Here is a 20,710-nt window from a genome sequence, read left to right as displayed (position 1 = left end):
ACCCACCCATGACCGACCGCGCGCCCGCCCCCGCCAGCACCCCCGCCGACCCCCTTCGCTCCCCCGGCGCACCCGGCCCCGGCCCCGCCGCCCGTCCCCCCGGCCCGCTGTCCGGGCTGCGCGTCCTGGACCTGGCCACGCTCTTCGCGGGGCCGCTGGCCGCGACCCTGCTCGGCGACTTCGGCGCGCAGGTCATCAAGGTCGAACACCCCCGTAAACCCGACCCCGCGCGCGGCCACGGCCCCGCCAAGGACGGCATCGGCCTGTGGTGGAAGCTGCTCGGCCGCAACAAGAAGACCATCACCGCCGACCTGTCCACCCCCGGCGGCCGGGACGTCCTGCTCCGCCTCGCCGCCGACTGCGACGTGGTCATCGAGAACTTCCGCCCCGGCACCCTGGAGAAGTGGGGCCTGGGCTGGGAGGACCTCAGCGCCGCCAACCCCCGCCTGGTCCTGGCCCGGGTCACCGCCTTCGGGCAGTTCGGCCCCTACGCCCGGCGCCCCGGATTCGGCACCCTCGCCGAGGCCATGAGCGGCTTCGCGGCCGTCACCGGCGAGCCGGACGGGCCGCCCACCCTCCCGCCCTTCGGCCTCGCCGACTCCATCACCGCGCTGACCTGTGCCTTCGCCGTCATGGCCGCGCTGCGCGGGCGCGAGGCCACCGGCCGCGGCCAGGTCGTCGACATGGCGATCATCGAGCCGATGCTGACGGTCCTGGGCCCCCAGCCCATCTGGTACGATCAGCTCGGCTACGTCCAGCCGCGTACCGGCAACCGCTCCGCCAACAACGCCCCCCGCAACACCTACCGCACCGCCGACGGCAGTTGGCTGGCCGTCTCCGCCTCCGCGCAGTCCGTCGCCGAGCGCGTGCTGCGCCTGGTGGGCCGCCCCGACCTCGTCGCCGAGCCGTGGTTCGCCAGCGGCGCGGGCCGCGCCCGGCACGCCGACGCGCTGGACGAGGCGGTCGGCTCCTGGATCGCCCGGCACGACCGCGCCGAGGTGCTGGCCGCCTTCGAGAAGGCCGAGGCCGCCGTCGCGCCGGTCCACGACATCCGCGCGGTGATGGAGGACGAGCAGTACAGAGCCCTGGGCTCGATCACCGAGATCCAGGACGACGAACTGGGCACGGTACGCATGCAGAACGTCCTCTTCCGGCTCTCCGAGACCCCCGGCGCCATCCGCTGGGCGGGCCGCCCGCACGGCGCCGACACCGACGAGGTCCTGGCCGCCCTCGGCCTGAGCGAGCAGGAGATCGCCGCCCTGCGCGAGGCAGGTGCGCTGTGACCCACGCCAACACCCCGCCCACCCCGCCCGCACCCTCCGCACCCTCCGCACCGGCGCACCCTGCCGCCGTCGCCGATGCCCTCGACTCACTCCCCCTGACCTGGCTGTACGCCCCCGGCGACCGCCCCGACGTGGTCGCCAAGGCCCTGGCCTCCGGCGCCGATGTCGTCCTGATCGACCTGGAGGACGCGGTCGCCCCCGACCGCAAGGACTACGCCCTGCACGCCACCGCCGAACTCCTCACCGACCCCGCCCCCGGCCCGGCCCCCGTCCATGTCCGCGTCAACGACCTGCGCGGCCCGCGCGCCGCGGCCGAGATCCGCGCCCTCGCCCCCCTGCCCGGCCTCGCGGGCCTGCGCCTGCCCAAGGTCAACGCCCCCGCCGACGTCGTACGGGCCGCCGGCCTCTGTGCCCGGTGCCGCCCCCTGCCCAGCCGGACCACCTCCGTCCCGGCCGCCTTGCCCCTGTACCCCCTGCTGGAGTCGGCCCTCGGCGTCGAGAACGCCTACGCCATCGCCACCGCCCACCCCGCCGTGCGCGGTATCGCGCTGGGCGAGGCCGATCTCAGCGCCGAGCTGGGCATACACGAGGAGCGGGGGCTCGCCTGGCCGCGCGGCCGCGCCGTGGTCGCCGCTCGCGCCGCCGGGCTGGCCCCGCCGCCCCAGTCGGTCTTCCCCGACGTGGGGGACACCGAGGCGCTGGCCCGGTCCTGCGCGCACGGCCGCGCGCTGGGCTTCGTGGGCCGGGCCGCGATCCACCCCCGCCAGCTCCCGGTGATCGAACGCGCCTATCTGCCCACCGCGGCGGAGGCCGAGGCGGCCGAGGAGATCGTGAAGGCGGCGGCCGGCCAGGGCGCCCTGGCCCTGCCCGACGGCCGCTTCGCGGACGCCGCCGTCGTCGTCGGGGCCCGCCGCGTCCTGTCGCTGGCCCGCCGCCGCGAACGCCCCGCCCCACCGGCGGCCTCGCCCGCCGCGCCGTAGAGCCCGCCCCCTCCCGGCGGGCGCGCTCAGCGCTCCGCGGTCCACACCGTCCAGTGGTCCACCTCGCGCAGCTAAGCGGCGGCGCCCTGGAGCCGGCCGTCGATGTGGTCGGCCAGTTCCAGGAGTTGGCCGTCGCTCAGCTCGTGCAGGATGGACCGCCCGGTACGGGCCAGCAGATCGTCCCTGACCTCCGCCGCCGACCCGTACTCCCTGCGTACCTCCGGCAGCGGCAGGCTGCGCACGGCGGCGGACCCGGCCCCGCGCAGCGCCTCGTCCACCGCCGCCGCGGACGGCCGCCGCCCCCGCTCGACCTCCAGCAGCCAGGGGAACGCCTCGAAGAAGTAGCCGCGCAGATGCGAGGCGGACCCCGGGTGCGCGACGTCCTCGAAGGCGCGGTCCTGCACGACGATCCGGCCGCCGGGCGCCAGCACCCTGCGCGCCTCGGCGAAGCACGCCCGCAGATCGTCCAGGTGATGGATCAGCGCCCGCTGGAAGACGATGTCGGCGCTGCCGTCCGGCAGGCCGGTGGCCAGTGCCTCGCCCTGCAGGAAGGTGAGCCCGGGCCGCCGGCCGAGCCGCTCCCGTGCGCCGGAGAGCATGGCGGCGGAGAAGTCGACGCCGACCACCGACGCCGCGCCCAGCTCCAGCCAGGCCGCGCAGTACGCCCCTCCCCCGCAGCCCACGTCCGCCACCCGCCGGCCCTGCGCGGGCGCCACCGACCGCATCGCCCGCGCCCAGTCCCGGCCCGCGCGCGCCCGGTGTACGTGAGCCGGTTGGCCGCGCTGTGGAAGTCGATGGCCATGAGATCACCCTCCCGCATATATCTCGACGTCAAGATATACGGTGCCGCAGGGACCCGCCCCGCCGCAGACGATCACCGCACAAAGCGGCGAGGGCGGCACGGACCCCACAGGTCCGCACCGCCCTCGCCGTTCGCTCTTACCGCCTGCCGCCGTGCGTCAGGGCTTCTTGGCAGCGGCCGAACCGCCGCTGCCCTTGGCCGATTTCGCGGCCCCTGCGGCCTTCGCCTTCGCCGCCCCCTTGCCGTCGCCGCCGTCGGCGTCCTCGGGAGCGTCGTCCCCGTCGCCCTTCTCGGCGTCGGCGGCGGCCGCCTTCGGCTCGATCGTCTCCTCGCGCCCCGGCGAGACCCGCGCGGAGACCACCATGTAGACCACGGCCAGCACGAAGACCAGGATCGAGGTCCAGACGTTCAGCCGCAGGCCCAGGATGTGGTGCGCCTCGTCCACCCGCATGTACTCGATCCAGCCGCGGCCCGCGCAGTAGGACGCGACGTACAGCGCGAAGGCCCGGCCGTGCCCGAGCTTGAAGCGCCTGTCCGCCCAGATCACCAGCACCGCGACGCCGATGCACCACAGCGACTCGTACAGAAAGGTCGGGTGGTACGTGCCGCCGATGCGGCCGATCGCCGGATCGGAGGTGATCTTCAGCGCCCACGGCACATCGGTGGGACGGCCGTACAGCTCCTGGTTGAACCAGTTGCCCCAGCGGCCCGCGGCCTGCGCCAGCGCGATGCCGGGCGCCACCGCGTCCGCATAGGCCGGCAGCGGGATGCCGCGCCGCCGGCAGCCGATCCAGGCACCCAGCGCGCCGAGCGCGATCGCGCCCCAGATACCGAGGCCGCCCTCCCAGATGTAGAGGGCCTTGATCGGGTCGCCGCCCTTGCCGAAGTACGGCTCGTACGTCGTGATGACGTGGTAGAGGCGACCGCCGACGAGGCCGAAGGGCACCGCCCACACGGCGATGTCGGCGACGGTCCCGGAGCGGCCACCGCGCTGGATCCAGCGCCGGTTGCCGAGCCAGACGGCAATGAAGACGCCGATGATGATGCAGAATGCGTAGCCGCGCAGCGGGATCGGGCCGAGATGCACGACACCGGTCGAGGGGCTGGGAATGAATGCGAGGTCCATGGCAGGGACGACGCTACCGCGCCGGGCAGGCGCTGGGACAACCCACCCGGCAACGGCTGCGTAACGACCATCACATTCCGGCTCCCGCGGTAGTGGATCACCACGGGCTCAGGACGGTGACGCCGCGCTCCCCGCCTTCTTCCCCTTGGTGGCCTCCTCGACCAGCTGCTTGAACTTCTCCGGCGTCACCTGGGTCTTGGGGTCCTCGAAGATGTTCTTGCCGTTCAGCAGGATCGTCGGCGTCCCGCGGTATCCCGAGCCGGCGAAGGCCTTGTTGGACTTCTGCACGAAGCCGTTGTACGTGCCGTCGTTCACGCACGCGGTGAAGGCGTCGTCCACCAGGCCGTTCACCTTCCCGGCCAGCTGGATGAGGTACTTCTTGTCGGCGAACTTGTCGTTTGGCTCCTCTGGCTGGTTCTGGAAGAGCACGTCGTGGTAGTCGCGGAACTTGCCCGCCTGCTGCGCGCACAGCGCCGCGTTGCCCGCGTTCAGCGAGCCCTTGCCGCCCATGTTTCCGTCGATGATCGTCGCGAGGTGGTACTCGCTCTTGAGCCGGCCCGCGCCCTCCAGCTCGTGGACGACCTTGCGGTAGCCGTTCTCGAACTGCGCGCAGGCCGGGCAGCGGAAGTCCTCCCACACCGTGAGCGTGGCGGGGGCGTCCGCCGCACCCACCGGCACGGTCGGCCGCTCACCGCCGGTCGCCCCCTTGGGCACCGCCACCGGCGCACTGTCGTCCTTGCCCGAGGAGGCCGCCCATACGGCGATGCCCCCGGCGACCGCCAGCACCGCCACCACCGCGGCGGCGACCTTGAGCTGTCTGCCCCGCTTGGCGCGCGCCTTCTCTTTTTCCCGCTGTGCCTGCAGCCGCTCGCGAGCGCTGCTCTTCGCGTCCCTGTTCTTCTGGCTCACAACCCTGCACAACGAGCCGGCGGGCGCCCGATCACCCTGTGCCGCGGGAGTTCGCCCTAACGGCGGACGGGCCGCCCGCGGTGCCGCCGCTGCCCGCCTCGGACAGCGGCGGCACCGCGCAGCTCAGCGGTTCAGTCCCGCCTGCGCACTCCCGCCGCCAGCTCGCCCGCCAGCTCCCGTACGCCCGCGAGCCCCGCCTCCAGGTCGCCCTCGGCCGCCAGCAGCCGCTTGACGAAGGCCGAGCCGACGATGACCCCGTCGGCGAACTGCGCGACCTCGGCGGCCTGTTCGGCGTGGGAGACGCCCAGGCCCACGCACACCGGCAGGTCGGTGGTGGCGCGGGTGCGCTCCACCAGGTCCTGCGCCTCGCGCCCGACCGACTCCCGCGTTCCGGTGACGCCCATCAGCGACGCCGCGTACACGAAGCCCGAACCCGCCGCCGTGATCTTCGCCAGGCGCGCGTCCCGGCTGCTGGGCGCGACCACGAAGACCGTGGCCAGGCCCTGCTGCTCGGCGGCCTTGCGCCACACCTCGGACTCCTCCACCGGCAGGTCCGGCAGGATGCAGCCGGCGCCGCCCGCCGCTGCCAGATCGGCCGCGAAGCGCTCCACGCCGTAGCGGTCCACGGGGTTCCAGTACGTCATGCACAGCACCGGCGCGCCCGTGGCCTCGTACACCTCGCGCACCGTACGGATCACATCGACGATCCTGACACCGCCGCGCAGCGCGATGTCGTCGGCGGTCTGGATGACCGGGCCGTCCAGGACCGGGTCGCTGTGCGGCAGCCCGACCTCGACGATGTCGCAGCCGCCCTCGACCATGGCGGTGACGGCCCGTACCCCCTCGTCCACCGTCGGGAAGCCCGCGGGCAGATAGCCGACCAGCGCGGCACGGTTCTCGGCCTTGGCCGCCGCCAGTACGGAGCCGAGCAACTCCACGTTCCCCGCCATCACTTGGCCCCCTCGCCGTCGTACAGCCCGAAGTAACGGGCCGCGGTGTCCATGTCCTTGTCGCCGCGCCCGGAGAGGTTGACCAGCACCAGGCCGTCCTCGCCCAGCTCGCGGCCGATCTGCAGCGCACCGGCCAGCGCGTGCGCGCTCTCGATCGCCGGGATGATGCCCTCGGTGCGCGAGAGCAGGCGCAGCGCCTGCATCGCCTCGTCGTCGGTGACCGCCCGGTACTCGGCCCGGCCCACGTCCTTGAGGTAGGAGTGCTCCGGGCCGATGCCCGGGTAGTCCAGCCCCGCCGAGATCGAGTACGGCTCGGTGATCTGGCCGTCCTCGTCCTGCAGGACGTAGCTGCGCGAGCCGTGCAGGATGCCCGGGGTGCCCTGGGTGAGGGTGGCCGCGTGCTCGCCGCTGTCCACGCCGTGCCCGCCCGGCTCACAGCCGACCAGCCGTACGCCCTCATCGGGCAGGAAGGCGTGGAAGAGGCCGATCGCGTTGGACCCGCCGCCCACGCACGCCACGGCGGCGTCCGGCAGCCGCCCCGCGCGCTCCAGGATCTGGCGGCGCGCCTCCACGCCGATCACGCGGTGGAAGTCGCGCACCAGAGCGGGGAAGGGGTGCGGGCCCGCGACCGTACCGAAGAGGTAGTGCGTACGGTCGACGTTGGCCACCCAGTCGCGGAACGCCTCGTTGATGGCGTCCTTGAGCGTGCGGCTGCCGGACTTCACGGCGATGACCTCGGCGCCGAGCATCCGCATACGGGCGACGTTCAGCGCCTGGCGCTGGGTGTCGACCTCGCCCATGTAGATGGTGCACTCCAGGCCGAACAGGGCGCAGGCGGTGGCCGTGGCGACCCCGTGCTGGCCGGCTCCGGTCTCGGCGATCACCCGGGTCTTGCCCATGCGCTTGGTCAGCAGCGCCTGCCCCAGCACGTTGTTGATCTTGTGCGATCCGGTGTGGTTGAGGTCCTCGCGCTTGAGGAAGACCCGCGCGCCGCCCGCGTGCTCGGCGAACCGCGGCACCTCGGTCAGGGCACTGGGCCGCCCCGTGTAATTGACCATCAGGTCGTTCAGCTCGGCGGCGAAAGCGGGATCCGCCTTGGCCTTCTCGTACTCCGCCGCGACCTCGTCGACGGCGGCGACCAGCGCCTCGGGGATGAACTTGCCACCGAACGCGCCGAAGTAGCCCTCGGCACTGGGGACTCGACCCTCGGGGTCGGGAATGAAGAAGTCGGACGACATGGGTCGCACTCCTCGTCCAGGGCTCATCGCCCCGGGAAGTCTCGATATACGGACATCACGGTATGGACATACAGGACATACACGGAGACAACTGCTGCGCCTCGGCTCGGGCACACAGCGGCCGCGAAGACCACCACGGAAACCACACGGACCGCCACGGGGCTGCCGCGGAGACCACAGGGGCCGCCACGGCGGCTGCCGCGGGGATCACAGGGGCCGCGCCACGGGATTGCCGCGGAGACCGCAAGGACCGCCACGGGACTGCCGCGAAGACCACGGGACCACCGCAGAGACCACAGGACCGCCACGGAAACCACGGGGACCAACCACCATGACGGCTGCCACGGAGACCGCAGAGGCCGCCACGACGGTCGGCCGAGGCCCACCACGGCGGTCGACCGAGCCCACCGCGGAGATCGGCCGAGCCCCACCACAGAGATCAGCCAAGGCCCGCCGCGGACATCAGCCAGGGTCCGCCCGGCGTCGCCGAATCCCCGCCGCGCGGCTCCCCCGCCCCCTCCCCCCTCCTCCCCCTAAAGGGGGAGGGGGCGGGGGGTGGGTTCGGGGGTGGGGGGATGAGTGGGGCGCGGAAAAAGCCGACTCAGCGCGCAGCGCCCGCCCGCCATCGGCGGCCGTTGATCTGCCCCGGCTCGGAGCCGATGTGGTAGCGGACGCGGCGTCCGTGGACGCGCCGCGCGGGAGCCCGGCAGCCCCGCGGGCGGCAGCCGCGGCTCAGGGCCGCGTACGGATCGCAGGCCGCCGCCGCGCGCACGCCGACGGGGCCCGGGCAGGTGCCCGGGCTCGTGCGGCGGCGGGAGGCGGCGGTCATGTCGGCGATCCGGCCCTCAGGCCCGCCCGTGGCGGATGGCCGGGTGGGAGCCCGCCGCGACGAGGTCGGCGACGGCGGTCCGCGGGTCCTTGCCCGTGACCAGGGACTCGCCGACCAGTACGGCGTCGGCGCCGTCGTTGGCGTACGCGATCAGGTCGTGCGGCCCGCGCACCCCCGACTCGGCGATCTTGACGATGTGGTCGGGGATCTCGGGGGCGACCCGGGCGAAGTTGCCGCGGTCGACCTCCAGGGTCTTCAGGTTGCGCGCGTTGACGCCGATGATCCGTGCGCCCGCGTCCACCGCCCGCGCGACCTCGTCCTCGTCGTGGACCTCGACCAGCGGGGTGAGCCCGATGGACTCGGCGCGCTCGATCAGCGAGACCAGGGCCTCCTGCTCCAGCGCGGAGACGATCAGCAGCGCGAGGTCGGCGCCGTACGCACGGGCCTCCCACAGCTGGTAGGCGGTGACGATGAAGTCCTTGCGCAGGACGGGGATGTCGACCTTGGCGCGGACGGCCTCCAGGTCGGCCAGCGAGCCGCCGAACTTGCGCTGCTCGGTGAGGACGGAGATGACCGCCGCGCCGCCCGCCTCGTAGTCGGCGGCGAGCCCCGCGGGGTCGGCGATCGCGGCCAGCGCGCCCTTGGAGGGGCTGGAGCGCTTGACCTCGCAGATCACCGTGACGCTGTCGCCCTTGAGGGCCGCCACGCCGTCCTTGGCCTGCGGCGCCTTTAGGGCCCGCTCCTTGAGCTCGTCGAGGCTGACACGCGCCTGCCGCTCTGCGAGGTCGGCGCGGACTCCCTCGATGATCTCGTCGAGCACACTCACGCGAGCGGCCTCCTTCTTGAGCGGTGGAGGGTGACAGTCGCCCTTGGGGGCGAGATGCCGTCCCCTCAGGCTCTGACGATGGTATCCGGCGAGGGGCACAGGTCTCGCACCCGGTTGACGGCGGTCCCACAACCTGGACATATACGGGCCGCCGCGGGCCCGCCGGAAGCCGCGTACGACCCCCTCGTCCCCGGGGCGGGCCGCTGGGCCGGTCAGGGGATCAGAGCCGAGGCGAAGGGGAGATTGCGCAGCACGGTGAAGGCCAGCAGCAGCCCGCCGAGCGCCCACCAGTGGACGGTCCCGAGCCGCGGTCCGCGGGTGGGCAGCCCGCCGGCCGCCCGTGTGCACCAGATCACCCAGAAGAGCGCGAAGGCGGCGTAGCCGGCGACGGCGGGTGCGTTGGCGCCCAGCGCGGTGGCCAGATCGCCGTGCGCGACGGCGTGCGCGCTGCGCAGCCCGCCGCACGCGGGGCAGTACAGGCCGGTGAAGTGCAGCAGCGGGCACACGGGGTAGTGCCCGGGCTCGTTGGGGTCGACGGCGCCGACGTAGGCGAAGGCGGCGACGGCGGCGGCCAGGGTGCCGGCGGGAGCGGCCAGGCGGCGCAGCGGGCCGCGCCGCGCGGGGGCGGCCCGGTCCGGCGGCGCAGGGGCCGGTGTGGCGGCCGGGCTGACAGGCGGGCCGGGCTGGGTCACGGGGTCGCTCACGGTGCCGATTGTGCTGTGGCATGCGCGAAGGCGCAGCATCTCGGCGCCCGTACGGGATCGGTGCGTACGGGAAGCCGGGAAGCTGCGCCTTCGTAGGGTCGCCGGGAGCCGGTCAGGGCCGCTCGGGTCAGCCCTGCTGCGGCTGCGCCTTGGCGGGCTGCGCGGTGCGCTTGGCCTGGCCCATGCCGGCGGCGCGCATCAGGCCGCCCACGACGGCGCCGAGACCGATCAGGACCATGCCGGCCCAGAAGCCGGGCACGTTGGCCAAGACGATGAAGACGCCGGCGACACAGAAGCCGATGAACGAAATGATGACGCCGGTCCAGGCGGCGGGGGTGTGTCCGTGGCCACTGCTCGACATGAGTGCTCCTCGTTGCTCTATCGCGCCAGGCTCCGGGCGGTCCGGGCGCAGTGATCGCTCATCGTCCATTGTCCCCGATGCGCGGGGCCCCTTCGCGACCGGGTCGGCCCTGCGGTGACGCCGGGCGGGACCTGCGCGGACGGCGGGCGCCGCCGGGCGCTACCGGGCCGTGGGGTCCTCGCCGCGGTCCAGGGACTTCCAGATCTCCTCGGGGCGCTCCATGTCCGGTGCCGCCGCCGCGCGGCGCGGGCCGCGGGCGCCGCCCGTACCGCGCTCGTAGCGGCCCGACATCGCGGGCCAGTGCCGCCCGCGGACCAGCGCCAGCAGCCCCGCGCCCAGCAGCAGCACGCCGCCGGCCACCGCCACCCACGGCCAGAAGGTGTGGCTGACCTGGTGGACGTCGGTGCCGGCCAGGCCGGTCGCGGTGGCGGCCTTCTCCTTGAGCGCGGAGGTGTCGGCGTAGCCGAGGACGGTGCTCAGGGCGGCGCCCAGGCCGCTGAGGGCCAGCAGGGCCGCGACGGCGTACCGTCCCGCCCCGCGCACCGCGAAGATCGCGACGAGGGCCGCCAGTCCGACGACGGCCAGCGCGCCGGGCACGCCCGTGACGTCCTGGCCGCTGGCGGTCTGCGGCAGGTCGCCCTGCGCGAGGGCCGCGGTGGCGCTGGACCAGGTACGGCCGGAGGCGAGCAGGACGAGCGCGGCACCGGCCGCGCCGAGCAGCAGCGCGAGGGCGAGACTGCGCCGGGCGCCGCGGGACGCGGACCGCCCCGCGCCCGCGGACGTGATCTCGGGCCCGGCCGGCGCGCCGGTCTCGGTCTCGCTGCCTGTACGGGGCTGAGGAAGGGCACTCACACCCCCCACTATCCCGCACGGCCGCACCGGCCCGTGCGGACGGGGTGCCGCAGCCCGTAGCTGCGCCCAGGGCCTGTCGTCGAAGTCCCCTCTGGCCTGCGACGCCTGGACCTAGCGCCCCAGGCCGTTGGCCGTGTGCACCGCCCGCAGGACCGCCGCCGCCTTGTTGCGGCACTCGGTGTCCTCCGCGGCCGGGTCGGAGTCGGCGACCACGCCCGCGCCGGCCTGGACGTAGGCCGTGCCGCCCCGCAGCAGGGCGGTGCGGATGGCGATGGCGGTGTCGGAGTCGCCGGCGAAGTCGAGATAGCCCACGCAGCCGCCGTACAGGCCGCGCCGGCTCGGCTCCAGCTCCTCGATGATCTGCATCGCCCGCGGCTTGGGGGCGCCCGAGAGGGTCCCGGCCGGGAAGCAGGCGGTCAGCACGTCGAAGGCGGTGCGGTCCGGCGCGAGCCGCCCGGTCACCGTGGAGACGATGTGCATGACGTGGCTGTAGCGCTCGATGGTCATGAAGTCGACGACCTCGACGCTGCCGGGCTCGCAGACCCGGCCCAGGTCGTTGCGGCCCAGGTCCACCAGCATCAGGTGCTCGGCGCGCTCCTTGGGGTCGGCCATCAGCTCGTCCGCCAGGGCCTGGTCGGCCTGCGGGGTGGCGCCGCGCGGGCGGGTGCCGGCGATGGGGTGCAGCATGGCCTGCCCGCCCTCGACCTTGACCAGCGCCTCGGGGCTGGAGCCGACGACGTCGAAGGGCTCGCCGTCGTCGCCCTCGAAGCGGAAGAGGTACATGTACGGGCTGGGGTTGGTGGCCCGCAGCACCCGGTAGACGTCCAACGCGCTTGCCGTGCACGGGGTTTCGAAGCGCTGGGAGGGCACGACCTGGAAGGCCTCTCCGGCCCGGATGCGCTCCTTGATGTCCTCGACGGCGTCCTGGTAGGAGGGGCCGCCCCACTTGGCGGTGTACGGCGGCAGCTGCGAGGGCGGCAGGGCCGCGGCGCTGGCGGGCGCGGGCCGGGCGAGGTCCTCGGCCATCACGTCCAGGCGGGCCACCGCGTCCGCGTACGCCTCGTCCACGCCCGTGTCCAGGTCGTTGTGGTTGATGGCGTTGGCGATCAGCAGGACCGTGCCGTTCCAGTGGTCCAGTACGGCCAGGTCCGAAGTGAGCAGCATGGTCAGCTCGGGCAGGCGCAGGTCGTCGGCGGTGCGGTCGCCGATCTTCTCCAGGCGGCGCACGATGTCGTAGCCGAGGTAGCCGACCATGCCGCCGGTGAAGGGCGGCAGGCCCTGGCCCTCGATGAGATCGTGCGGGGTGTGCAGGGTCTCCACGGTGGCGCGCAGCGCGGCCAGCGGGTCGCCGTCGGTGGGGACGCCGACGGGCGGGGTGCCCAGCCAGTGCGCCTGTCCGTCGCGCGCGGTCAGGGTGGCGGCGCTGCGTACGCCGATGAACGAATAGCGGGACCAGGTACGGCCGTTCTCGGCCGACTCCAGCAGGAAGGTGCCGGGGCGCTCGGCCGCGAGCTTGCGGTACAGGCCCACGGGGGTGTCCCCGTCGGCGAGCAGGCGGCGGGTGACCGGGATGACCCGGCGGTCCTTCGCGAGCGTACGGAAGTGCTCCAGGTCAGGGGTGGCGGTGCCGGTGGTTCCCGTGGTCATGCCAGCGGAGCCTATCGCCCCAGGGAGAGCTGGTCCTCATCGAAGCAGGTCCGGGCGCCGGTGTGGCAGGCCGCGCCGACCTGGTCGACCTTGACCAGGATCGTGTCGGCGTCGCAGTCCAGGGCGACGGACTTCACGTGCTGGAAGTGGCCCGAGGTGTCGCCCTTGACCCAGTACTCCTGGCGGCTGCGGGACCAGTAGGTGCAGCGGCCCGTGGTCAGGGTGCGGTGCAGCGCCTCGTCGTCCATCCAGCCGAGCATCAGCACCTCGCCGGTGTCGTACTGCTGGGCGACGGCGGGGACCAGGCCGTCCGCGTCGCGCTTGAGGCGGGCGGCGACGGCGGGGTCCAGTGCGGAGTCGGCGGGGGAGACACGGCTGCTCATACGCCCCATTGTGCCGTGCGGCATGCTGCCCGTATGACCTACCAGCAGGCTCCGCCCCCGCCTGACCACCAGCCGGGCCCGCCCACGCCCCCGACCGGGCCGGGCCCGCAGCCGCCGCACGCCCCGGCGGGCCCGCCGCCGCAGTTCGCCCAGCGTCCGCCCGGCCCGTACGCCTATCCGTCCGCGCCCGTGTACCCGTACGCGCAGCCGCAGCCGGGTCCGCCGCCGCCTCCTCCGGCGCCGGACCGCGCCGCCAAGGTCGCCACCGTCCTGCTGTGTGCCGTCTTCGTCGCCGCGGTCATCGTTGTCACGGCGGTGCTGCTGCGCCGCTGACGGGCCTTCCGGTGCGCCCTGGAAGGCGGTCGTTCAGCTGCGGGCCGTCCGTGGCTGGTCGCGCCCACGCGGCGGAGCCGCATATCGACACAGCCCCGCGCCCCTCAAGGGGCGCGGTACCGCGCCGGACTTCCCCGTAGGGGGCGTAGAGGCCGCTACGCCACGGGGCCCGCGGGCCGTACGGCACCCGCCGCAGCCGCCCTGCGGTACACCCCGGGCCCTGGGCCCGTCGGCGAAGGCCCCCGGAGCGCGGCGCCGTGGCACCGGCCGCGCCCCGGTCGTAGGCTGGCGGTATGTCGACCCATGCCAAGCGCGAACGACTCCTGTTGGCCGACCTGTTGGAGGGTGCAGGGCCCGACGCACCGACCCTGTGCGAGAACTGGACCACGCGGGACCTGGCCGCACACGTCGTGGTGCGCGAGCGGCGCGCGGACGCGGCGGGCGGCCTTCTGGTCAAGCCGCTGGCCGCCCGGCTGGAGCGGGTGCAGAGCGAGTTCGCCGCCAAGCCGTACGAGGAACTGATCCAGCTCATCCGGACCGGGCCGCCCCGGCTCTCCCCGTTCTCGCTCAAGCAGATCGACGAGGCCTCCAACACCGTGGAGTTCTACGTCCACTCCGAGGACGTGCGCCGCGGGCGGCCGGACTGGACGCCGCGCGAGCTGGACCCCGTCTTCGCCGACGCGCTGTGGTCCCGGCTGGAGAAGATGGCCCGGGTCCTGGGCCGCAGGTCCCCGGTCGGCCTGGTGCTGCGCCGCCCCAACGGCCAGACCGCGGTGGCCCATCGCGGCACGCCGGTCGTCACGGCCACCGGCGAGCCGGGCGAGCTGCTGCTGTTCGTCTACGGCAGGCAGGCCGCGGCCGGTGTCGAGCTGGACGGCGACAAGGACGCGGTGGCCAAGGTGCTGGACGCCAAGCTCGGCCTGTAGGCGTACGAGGCAAGAGCCGGGGCCGGGGGCGGACGCCGCCGGCCCCCGGGCGCTCACCGCGCTCTCTCGACCTCGTAGAGGCCGCCCGCCCCCTTCAGTTCCAGCGCGCGCAGCCGCCGGTAGTCCGCCTCGATCTGCCGCTCGTCCTCGTGCAGGAGGTAGCAGACGCCGGGCGACGTCGCCGCGTCCACCGTGGGGTTGAGGTAGTCGCCGGCCCGGATGCCGAGGAAGTGGTCGGCGTAGGAGGGCAGTTCGCGCAGCCGCTCGAAGCCGTCCAGGGACGTCAGCCGCCCGGCGAACGGCGAGATCAGCGAGACATAGCGCAGCCCGGTGCGCGGCTCGGCCGACCCCGTGGTCCGCGCGGCGAAGGCGGCCGGGTCGCTGCTGGCCAGGGCGGTCAGCTCCACGTGGTTGGTGCCGAAGCAGCGGCTGACCACGTGCGGCAGGATGCTGCCGGCCAGCCGGGCGCCGGTCTCGATCAGGACCGGCCCCTCGGCGGTGAGCATCACCTCCGAGTGGGCGGGTCCGTGCCGTACGCCGAGTGCGTCCAGGACGCCCAGGAGGTAGGGCCTGAGGGCGGCGGCGGCCGGGTCGTCGGCGGTCAGCGGCTCCTCGTAGTCGTAGATCGCCGCCCCGCCGCGGCCGCGCCGCTTGTGGTAGCGCCAGATCTCCGCGATGTGGTGGCGGCCCGCCACGCTGACGGTATTGGCGAAGTACTCGGTGCCCGCCAGGTGTTCCTGGATGACGACGGTCTTGTTGCGGGCGCCCTGGACGTTGGTCGAGCACAGGATGTGGCCGAAGGCGGTACACAGTTCGACCGGATCGGCGCAGAAGAAGACGTTGTCGGTGCCCGCGCTGTCGGCGGGTTTGACCACCAGCGGCCAGCGGCCGTGGGCCCTGGCCCAGGAGAGGGCGGCGTCGAAGCGGGAGGTGCGCAGGGTGTCGGGGGCGCGCAGCCCGTGGGCCCGTACGGCCATGGCCATGTCGTACTTGTCGCGCCGCACCCGCCGCTCGTCGCGGGCGTTGCCGGGCAGGCCGAGGCGGCGGGCGAGGGTGTCGGCGAGGTCGACGCCGGTCTCGTTGCCGGGCAGGACGAAGGCGGGGGCGGCCGGGCGCACCGCCGCCAGCAGCGCCTCCAGGTCGCCGTCGTACACCAGGCTCTCGGTGAACGCGCCCTGGGGGAAGGTCCGTTGGAGGTAGTCGGGGATGCCGGGGGTGCTCTGTACGTGCAGGCACTTGACCCCGCGTTCGGCGAGGGCGGCGGGCAGGAAGCGGCCGGTGGAGTAGGCGTCAACTATCAGACACTGCATGGATCTTGCCTTCCTGGAGCGCCGAGGCCGGGGGTGCGCCCCGGCGGGCCAGCAGTCCGATCGCGATGAAGACGGTGATCACGGCGATGCCGATGGTCGACGGCACCGAGAACGTCAGCCGGGAGTCGGCCAGTTGGATCAGCAGGGTCAGGGCCGGGGCCAGCGAGCAGATCATGGAGGCGGTCATCGGGGTCACCTTGCGCACCCCGATCTGCACCAGATAGGCGGGGATGGAGACGCCGATGACGGCCACCACCGCGCCCGGCACCAGCGCCCGGCCCAGCTGCTCGGCGCCGGAGAAGGCGGCCAGTGTCCAGCCGACGGCCGCCACCAGGCCGAAGCGCAGGCCCATGACGGTGGGTACGTCCACCCCGGCCGCGCCCAGGCGGGCGGAGAAGACGACATTGGCGGCCCCGCCCGCGCCGGAGGCGACGGCGGCGCACAGGCCCAGCGTCATGGCCAGCGCCGCGCGGTCGCCCACGCCGCTGCGGCCGTCCAGCGACGCCCAGACCAGTCCGGCCAGGGTGATCAGGATGCCGAGCGCGCTGAGCAGTTCCATCGGCAGTACGCGGTCCCGCTTCCACCACAGGACCTGGAGCAGGACGGTGAAGGCCGGGCCGATGGCGATGGACACGACGTTGGTGACGGCCGGTTCCATGAGCTTGAGGGCGTACAGCAGGGTCAGCCAGGTCACGGCGGTGGTGACGTTCAGTACGGCGAGGTCCACGGCGTGCGCCCGGATCACCGCGAGCAGTTGGGCCGGGCGCAGCCGGACGGCGGCGAGCACGCAGAAGAAGATTCCGGTGAGGGTGAAGGCGACCGCGGCCACGCTTCCGGGGTCCACGTGCTGCAGGCGCTCGGAGGCGAAGACGTCCACCAGGGCGGAGAAGAGGCTGAAGACGAAGAGCGCGGTCACGGCGCCTCCTCAGGGTCGCGGGCGCGGCCCGAAGACCGCCTCGCCGACCCGGACCGTGGTCGCTCCCTCGGCCACCGCGGTCTCGAAGTCGGCGCTCATCCCCATACTGAGTTCCCCGAGGCCCGACGCGTGGGCCAATGCGCGCAACAGCCTGAAGTGCGGGCGCGGATCGCGTCCGTAGGGCGGGATGCACATCAGGCCGACGACGGGCAGCCCGTAGGTGCCCAGGCACTCCTTGACGAACGCGTCCGTCTCGGCGACGGGCACTCCGCTCTTGTGCGCCTCGTCGCCGGTGTTGACCTGGACGAAGCAGTCCGGGCGGCGCCCGGTGCGCTCCATGGCGGTGGCCAGGGCCGCGGCCAGGCGGGTGCGGTCCAGGCTGTGCACGACGTCGAAGCCGCGGACGGCCGCGGTGGCCTTGTTGGTCTGCAGCGGGCCGATGAGGTGGAGCCGGATGCCGGGGTGACGCGCGCGCAGGGGTGGCCATTTGGCCTGTGCTTCCTGGACGCGGCTCTCGCCGAAGGCGCGCTGTCCGGCCTCCAGTACGGCGGTGATCGCGGGCGGGCCGTGGAACTTGCTGACGGCGACGAGCCGTACGTCCCCGGGCGCCGCCCCGGCGCGTGCGCAGGCCTGGTGGAGGCGGCGGGTGACGGCGAGAAGGCGGGCGGCGGGGTCGGGCCCCGCCGTGGCCGGGCGGTCAGGTGTCATGCGTCCGGTCCCGTCCGGTACTGCTCGTAGCGGCCGTCCCAGATGCTGAAGTACTTCCAGGCGGAGTCGAACAGCACGGTGACCACGACCTCTTCGGGGGTCAGCTTCCTGGCCAGGCGCTGCGCGGCGAAGATGTTGCCGCCCGCGGTGGGGCCGACGGGCAGGCCCTCGTCGGCGATGAGGCGTTTCATGGTGTTCCAGCCGTCGTCGCCAGTGATCAGCTCGACCTCGTCGACGAGTTCCTCGCGCAGGTTGGCCGGCACCTTGCCCGGGCCCAGGCCCATCAGGTTGTGGGTGTGGTGCTCGAAGGGCAGGCCGTTGCGCTTGGCGTACAGGGCGGCCGAGCGGTCCACTTCGACGGCCCGGGTCCGCAGGGCGGGGTGGGCCTCCTTCAGGACGTCGGCGATCCCGGTGAAGGTGCCGCCGGTGCCGATGGAGCAGATGAAGTGGCCTGGGACCAGGCCCGCTTCGCGCAGGGCGGTGACGATCTCGTGGCCGCAGGAGCGCCAGGCGCGCCAGTTGAGCTGGTTGGTGGACTGGTCCAGGAAGTGGCTGCCGGGGTGCTCGGCCACGTACCGCCGGGCGGTCTCCTCGCCCTCCAGCAGGAAGCCGTCCGCCGAGGTCTCCACGACCGCGCCGCCGAACGAGGCGATCTGTTTCCGGCGTTCTTCGGTCATGCCTTCGGGCATGACGATGAGAATGCGGTAGCCGCGCTGTGCGCCGACCCGGGACAGCGCGGCGCCGCCATTTCCGGTCGAGCATTCGACCAAGGTCATTCCGGGGCTGATCGATCCCGCCTTCTCCAACTCGTCGATCATGTAGGAGAAGACGCGGTCCTTGTGGCTTCCGGTGGGATTGCGGAATTCGCATTTGGCGAATATACGGGCGGCGCCCGGTTCGGCAATGTGGCGCAGTTCGTACAATTGCGTGCCGCCGGTCTCGGCGCCGGGGCTGGGCGTGCTCACACGGGACTCCTCAAGGCAGGTGCGAACCGTCGTGCTGGGCAGGCGGGACCGTGCGGTCCTGTGGTGTGCGGTGCCGCTGTGCGCGCGGCGTCAGCCCATGACGACCACGCGCGCGGAGCGCGGGTCGACGGCGATACGGATGACGGAGCGGACCTCGATGCCAAAGCGCTCCGCGACGCGCTCCCGGCCGCCGTTCTCCGGCTTCTCCACCGCCACCAGGACTTCCTGGACCTGCGCGCCTGCCGCCCGTACGGCCTCGATCAGGGCGATCAGCGTGCCGCCGGTGCTGATCGTGTCGTCCACGATCGTCACCCGGTCCCCCGCCTCGATGCCGTTGATGTAGAGCGTGCCCGCGAAGTACTCGCTGTCGACGGGCACCGAGATGCCGTGCCCGCTCAGGTCGTAGGTGTACCAGCGGGCCACGGCGAGCGGCAGTCCCACGGCCAGTGAGACCGCGCTGCCGAGGATGGCCCCCTTGTCCTCCTCGACCAGGATCTTCCCGGAGTCGAAGTCGCCCATCTCGACCAGCCGCCTGGTGGCCTCCGCGAGAACTTCCGGGCGGAGCGCGGGTGATTGGTCGGTGAATTCATTGACCGTGGTCAGGTGCCGCCCCGATTTTACGGTCGGCGCACCCGCGTATACCTGTTCCAGCAACATCGGCATTCCCCGTTCCCCCGTGTGCCCATTGCTGTGCCGTTTCTTGGCAAGTGAAGCATTATTACCGCCGCAAACGTATACAAGGCAATGGCTGCCCATATTTCTGCCTGGAAACAGCCCGTTCACCTTGGGGCCACTGTGCCGTGCGCCGGTCCGCGCGCCCCCGCTACCTGCGCGCCGCCTTGCACCGACCCCCGCGCCATCGCGACAGGGTGGCCGAAAGACACCCCTGCCCCGCGCGCCGGGCGGGCGCGCGGACGCGCCAAGTCCCCTCAGTCCTCCGGCAGTTCCAGTCCCAGGTGTGCCATCAGGATGCGCCGCAGCTCGCGGGCGGCCCGCGGCGGCGAGACATCGCCGCGGTGCGCGACGGAGACGGTGCGGTACAGCGCGGGCTCGGCGAAGCGGGTGACGCGCAGCCCGGAGCGCTCGGCGACCATGCTGGGGACGACGGCGAGGCCCAGGCCGGCCCGTACGAAGCCGAGCACCGCGTCCATCTCGCCGCCCTCGACGGTGAAGACCGGCTCGAAGCCGGCCGACCGGCACGCGGCCGTGGTGAACTCCCGCAGGTCGTAGCCGCGCCGGAACATCGCCAGCGGGCGCCCGCGCAGATCCTCCACCCGGATGCGCCGGCGGCCCACGGGCGCCGGGCGGTCGGGCGCGGAGACCACGACCAGTTCCTCGCGCAGCAGCTCGGAGGTGGCCAGGGCCGGGGCCTGCACGGGCAGCGGGGTGATGATCAGCGCGAGGTCGAGTTCGCCGTCGGCCAGCACCCGTACCAGGTCCTGCGAGCCGTCCTCGTGGACGACCAGGTCCACGCCCGGATAGGCGGCGTGGAAGATGCTGAGCACATCGGGCACCAGGCTCGCGCACAGGCTGGGCGGTGCCCCCAGCCGCAGCCGCCCGCGCCGCAGTTGGGCCACGTCCTGCACCTCCAGGCGGGCGCTCTCGGCGTCGGCGAGGATGCGGCGGGCCAGCGGCAGCAGCGTCTGTCCCGCGTCGGTGAGCGTGATGTGGCCGCGGGCGCGGTGGAACAGCTCGGCGCCCAGCTCCCGCTCCAGGGCCCGGATCTGCTGGGACAGCGAGGGCTGGGCGACGTGCTCGCGCTCCGCGGCGCGGGTGAAGTGCCGGGTGTCGGCGACGGCGGCGAAATAGCGGAGCTGCTGCAGCTGCATGGGGCGAGCATACGCGTCGATAGAGAACGCCTATTGACATATTCGAAACCATGTCTTGGACTGATGGCGGTTACGGTCCTTACCGTCAGGACCCATGGCACTGGACACTCGGAAACCCCAGGCGGGGCGGCGGCCGGACGGGCGACCGGACCGCAGGCGCTCCTTCGCGGGCCTGCTGTGGCACTCCACCGTCGGCAAGAAGACGGCGATGGCCCTCAGCGGCCTCGCCATGCTGCTCTACCTGGTCGTCCACATGCTGGGCAACCTCAAGATCTTCTTCGGCTCCGGGGATTTCAACGGCTACGCGCACTGGCTGCGCACCATCGGTGAGCCCCTGCTGCACTACGAGTGGTTCATCTGGATCGCCCGGGTCGGCCTGGTCCTGGCCGTGGTGGTGCACGCGGTCGCCGCGTACCAGCTCAGCCGCCGCGACATCGCGGCCCGCCCGCGGAAGTACGAGCACAGGCGCAGGCGCGCCAGCTACGCCACCCGCACCATGCGCTGGGGCGGCATCATCCTCGGCCTGTTCATCGTCTGGCACATCCTGGACCTGACCGCGCTGACGGTGAACCCCAACGCCCAGCCGGGCCATCCGTACGAGAACGTCGTCGCGACCTTCTCCACCTGGTACGGCAACGTCATCTACATCGTCGCGATGCTCGCCCTGGGCCTGCACATCCGGCACGGGTTCTGGAGCGCGGCACAGACGCTCGGCGCGGGCAACGCCACCCGTGACCGCATCCTCAAGGCCACCGCCAACCTCCTCGCGCTGGCGCTGACGGTGGGCTTCATCTGCGTACCCGTGGCCGTCATGACCGGAGTGGTGAGCTGAC

At 73.2% G+C, this 20,710-nt stretch carries 23 protein-coding genes; 5 read left to right on the top strand and 18 right to left on the bottom strand.

Annotated features, from left to right (window positions below; genetic code table 11):
- The first annotated feature begins 8 nt into the window (after nucleotides 1-8).
- On the top strand, nucleotides 9-1,283 hold the full coding sequence (locus AC4IJH_RS15125; RefSeq protein WP_490852188.1) for a CaiB/BaiF CoA transferase family protein: 1,275 nt from the start codon (nucleotides 9-11) through the stop codon (nucleotides 1,281-1,283).
- Complete coding sequence (locus AC4IJH_RS15120; protein ID WP_490852187.1) at nucleotides 1,280-2,263, top strand: HpcH/HpaI aldolase/citrate lyase family protein; 984 nt, start codon at nucleotides 1,280-1,282, stop codon at nucleotides 2,261-2,263. Before AC4IJH_RS15125 ends, AC4IJH_RS15120 begins: the two co-directional genes overlap by 4 nt.
- A 71-nt stretch (nucleotides 2,264-2,334) precedes the next feature.
- On the opposite strand, the gene AC4IJH_RS15115 is transcribed toward AC4IJH_RS15120, so the two are convergent.
- The 12 genes from AC4IJH_RS15115 to hisI all read right to left on the bottom strand — a co-directional run bounded on the left by AC4IJH_RS15115 (nucleotide 2,335) and on the right by hisI (nucleotide 12,890).
- Nucleotides 2,335-2,988, bottom strand: a complete 654-nt coding sequence (locus AC4IJH_RS15115) for a class I SAM-dependent methyltransferase (protein ID WP_490852186.1) — start codon at nucleotides 2,986-2,988, stop codon at nucleotides 2,335-2,337.
- Nucleotides 2,989-3,222: 234 nt separating this feature from the next.
- Nucleotides 3,223-4,191, bottom strand: a complete 969-nt coding sequence (gene lgt / locus AC4IJH_RS15110; RefSeq protein WP_490852185.1) for a prolipoprotein diacylglyceryl transferase — start codon at nucleotides 4,189-4,191, stop codon at nucleotides 3,223-3,225.
- A gap of 108 nt (nucleotides 4,192-4,299) precedes the next feature.
- Nucleotides 4,300-5,100, bottom strand: coding sequence for a DsbA family protein (locus AC4IJH_RS15105; protein ID WP_490852184.1), 801 nt, complete (start codon nucleotides 5,098-5,100; stop codon nucleotides 4,300-4,302).
- 131 nt (nucleotides 5,101-5,231) lie between these two features.
- Nucleotides 5,232-6,050 carry a tryptophan synthase subunit alpha gene (trpA, locus tag AC4IJH_RS15100; protein ID WP_490852183.1) on the bottom strand — a complete coding sequence of 273 codons (819 nt, stop codon included), beginning with the start codon at nucleotides 6,048-6,050 and terminating at the stop codon, nucleotides 5,232-5,234.
- Nucleotides 6,050-7,288 carry a tryptophan synthase subunit beta gene (trpB, locus tag AC4IJH_RS15095; protein ID WP_490852182.1) on the bottom strand — a complete coding sequence of 413 codons (1,239 nt, stop codon included), beginning with the start codon at nucleotides 7,286-7,288 and terminating at the stop codon, nucleotides 6,050-6,052. The genes trpA and trpB overlap by 1 nt, the downstream gene beginning before the upstream one ends.
- Before the next feature lie 601 nt (nucleotides 7,289-7,889).
- Nucleotides 7,890-8,117 (bottom strand): tryptophan biosynthesis modulator TrpM, encoded by a 228-nt coding sequence (gene trpM / locus AC4IJH_RS15090; protein WP_490852181.1) that lies wholly within the window; start codon nucleotides 8,115-8,117, stop codon nucleotides 7,890-7,892.
- A 16-nt stretch (nucleotides 8,118-8,133) separates the two neighbouring features.
- Nucleotides 8,134-8,943, bottom strand: coding sequence for an indole-3-glycerol phosphate synthase TrpC (gene trpC / locus AC4IJH_RS15085; protein WP_490852180.1), 810 nt, complete (start codon nucleotides 8,941-8,943; stop codon nucleotides 8,134-8,136).
- A 212-nt stretch (nucleotides 8,944-9,155) separates the two neighbouring features.
- Nucleotides 9,156-9,647 carry a DUF2752 domain-containing protein gene (locus tag AC4IJH_RS15080; RefSeq protein ID WP_490852179.1) on the bottom strand — a complete coding sequence of 164 codons (492 nt, stop codon included), beginning with the start codon at nucleotides 9,645-9,647 and terminating at the stop codon, nucleotides 9,156-9,158.
- 127 nt (nucleotides 9,648-9,774) lie between these two features.
- A complete protein-coding gene (locus tag AC4IJH_RS15075; protein WP_490852178.1) occupies nucleotides 9,775-10,008 on the bottom strand; it encodes an HGxxPAAW family protein in 234 nt (77 codons plus the stop codon).
- Between the two features lie 159 nt (nucleotides 10,009-10,167).
- On the bottom strand, nucleotides 10,168-10,860 hold the full coding sequence (locus AC4IJH_RS15070; protein WP_490852177.1) for a TIGR02234 family membrane protein: 693 nt from the start codon (nucleotides 10,858-10,860) through the stop codon (nucleotides 10,168-10,170).
- A gap of 111 nt (nucleotides 10,861-10,971) precedes the next feature.
- Complete coding sequence (locus tag AC4IJH_RS15065; protein WP_490852176.1) at nucleotides 10,972-12,507, bottom strand: anthranilate synthase component I; 1,536 nt, start codon at nucleotides 12,505-12,507, stop codon at nucleotides 10,972-10,974.
- Nucleotides 12,508-12,518: 11 nt separating this feature from the next.
- Complete coding sequence (gene hisI / locus AC4IJH_RS15060) at nucleotides 12,519-12,890, bottom strand: phosphoribosyl-AMP cyclohydrolase (protein WP_490852175.1); 372 nt, start codon at nucleotides 12,888-12,890, stop codon at nucleotides 12,519-12,521.
- A 33-nt stretch (nucleotides 12,891-12,923) separates the two neighbouring features.
- Here hisI and AC4IJH_RS15055 point away from each other — a divergent pair, with 33 nt between their 5' ends.
- Nucleotides 12,924-13,223 carry a hypothetical protein gene (locus AC4IJH_RS15055; protein WP_490852174.1) on the top strand — a complete coding sequence of 100 codons (300 nt, stop codon included), beginning with the start codon at nucleotides 12,924-12,926 and terminating at the stop codon, nucleotides 13,221-13,223.
- Nucleotides 13,224-13,516: 293 nt separating this feature from the next.
- Nucleotides 13,517-14,149, top strand: coding sequence for a TIGR03085 family metal-binding protein (locus tag AC4IJH_RS15050; RefSeq protein WP_490852173.1), 633 nt, complete (start codon nucleotides 13,517-13,519; stop codon nucleotides 14,147-14,149).
- A gap of 53 nt (nucleotides 14,150-14,202) precedes the next feature.
- Here the strand turns inward: AC4IJH_RS15050 and AC4IJH_RS15045 are convergent, their stop codons facing one another.
- The 6 genes from AC4IJH_RS15045 to AC4IJH_RS15020 all read right to left on the bottom strand — a co-directional run bounded on the left by AC4IJH_RS15045 (nucleotide 14,203) and on the right by AC4IJH_RS15020 (nucleotide 19,877).
- Nucleotides 14,203-15,459 (bottom strand): ATP-grasp domain-containing protein, encoded by a 1,257-nt coding sequence (locus AC4IJH_RS15045; RefSeq protein ID WP_490852172.1) that lies wholly within the window; start codon nucleotides 15,457-15,459, stop codon nucleotides 14,203-14,205.
- Nucleotides 15,440-16,375 carry an EamA family transporter gene (locus AC4IJH_RS15040; protein ID WP_490852171.1) on the bottom strand — a complete coding sequence of 312 codons (936 nt, stop codon included), beginning with the start codon at nucleotides 16,373-16,375 and terminating at the stop codon, nucleotides 15,440-15,442. The genes AC4IJH_RS15045 and AC4IJH_RS15040 overlap by 20 nt, the downstream gene beginning before the upstream one ends.
- 9 nt (nucleotides 16,376-16,384) lie before the next feature.
- Nucleotides 16,385-17,083: a YggS family pyridoxal phosphate-dependent enzyme gene (locus AC4IJH_RS15035; RefSeq protein WP_490852170.1), complete on the bottom strand. Its 699-nt coding sequence runs from the start codon at nucleotides 17,081-17,083 to the stop codon at nucleotides 16,385-16,387.
- Entirely contained in the window at nucleotides 17,080-18,048 is a 969-nt protein-coding gene (locus tag AC4IJH_RS15030; RefSeq protein ID WP_490852169.1) for a PLP-dependent cysteine synthase family protein, read from the bottom strand. The genes AC4IJH_RS15035 and AC4IJH_RS15030 overlap by 4 nt, the downstream gene beginning before the upstream one ends.
- A 90-nt stretch (nucleotides 18,049-18,138) precedes the next feature.
- Nucleotides 18,139-18,711 carry a phosphoribosyltransferase family protein gene (locus AC4IJH_RS15025; RefSeq protein WP_490852168.1) on the bottom strand — a complete coding sequence of 191 codons (573 nt, stop codon included), beginning with the start codon at nucleotides 18,709-18,711 and terminating at the stop codon, nucleotides 18,139-18,141.
- A 266-nt stretch (nucleotides 18,712-18,977) separates the two neighbouring features.
- Nucleotides 18,978-19,877 (bottom strand): LysR family transcriptional regulator, encoded by a 900-nt coding sequence (locus tag AC4IJH_RS15020; protein ID WP_490852167.1) that lies wholly within the window; start codon nucleotides 19,875-19,877, stop codon nucleotides 18,978-18,980.
- 94 nt (nucleotides 19,878-19,971) lie between these two features.
- Between AC4IJH_RS15020 and AC4IJH_RS15015 the strand changes: the two genes are divergently transcribed.
- Nucleotides 19,972-20,709, top strand: a complete 738-nt coding sequence (locus AC4IJH_RS15015; RefSeq protein ID WP_490852166.1) for a succinate dehydrogenase — start codon at nucleotides 19,972-19,974, stop codon at nucleotides 20,707-20,709.
- The last annotated feature ends 1 nt before the right edge of the window (nucleotide 20,710 follow it).

This window comes from Streptomyces sp. UF-297, from assembly GCF_058245575.1.
The sequence above is the reverse complement of the archived record's forward strand: the minus strand, read 5'-3'. Positions and strand labels throughout refer to the sequence as shown.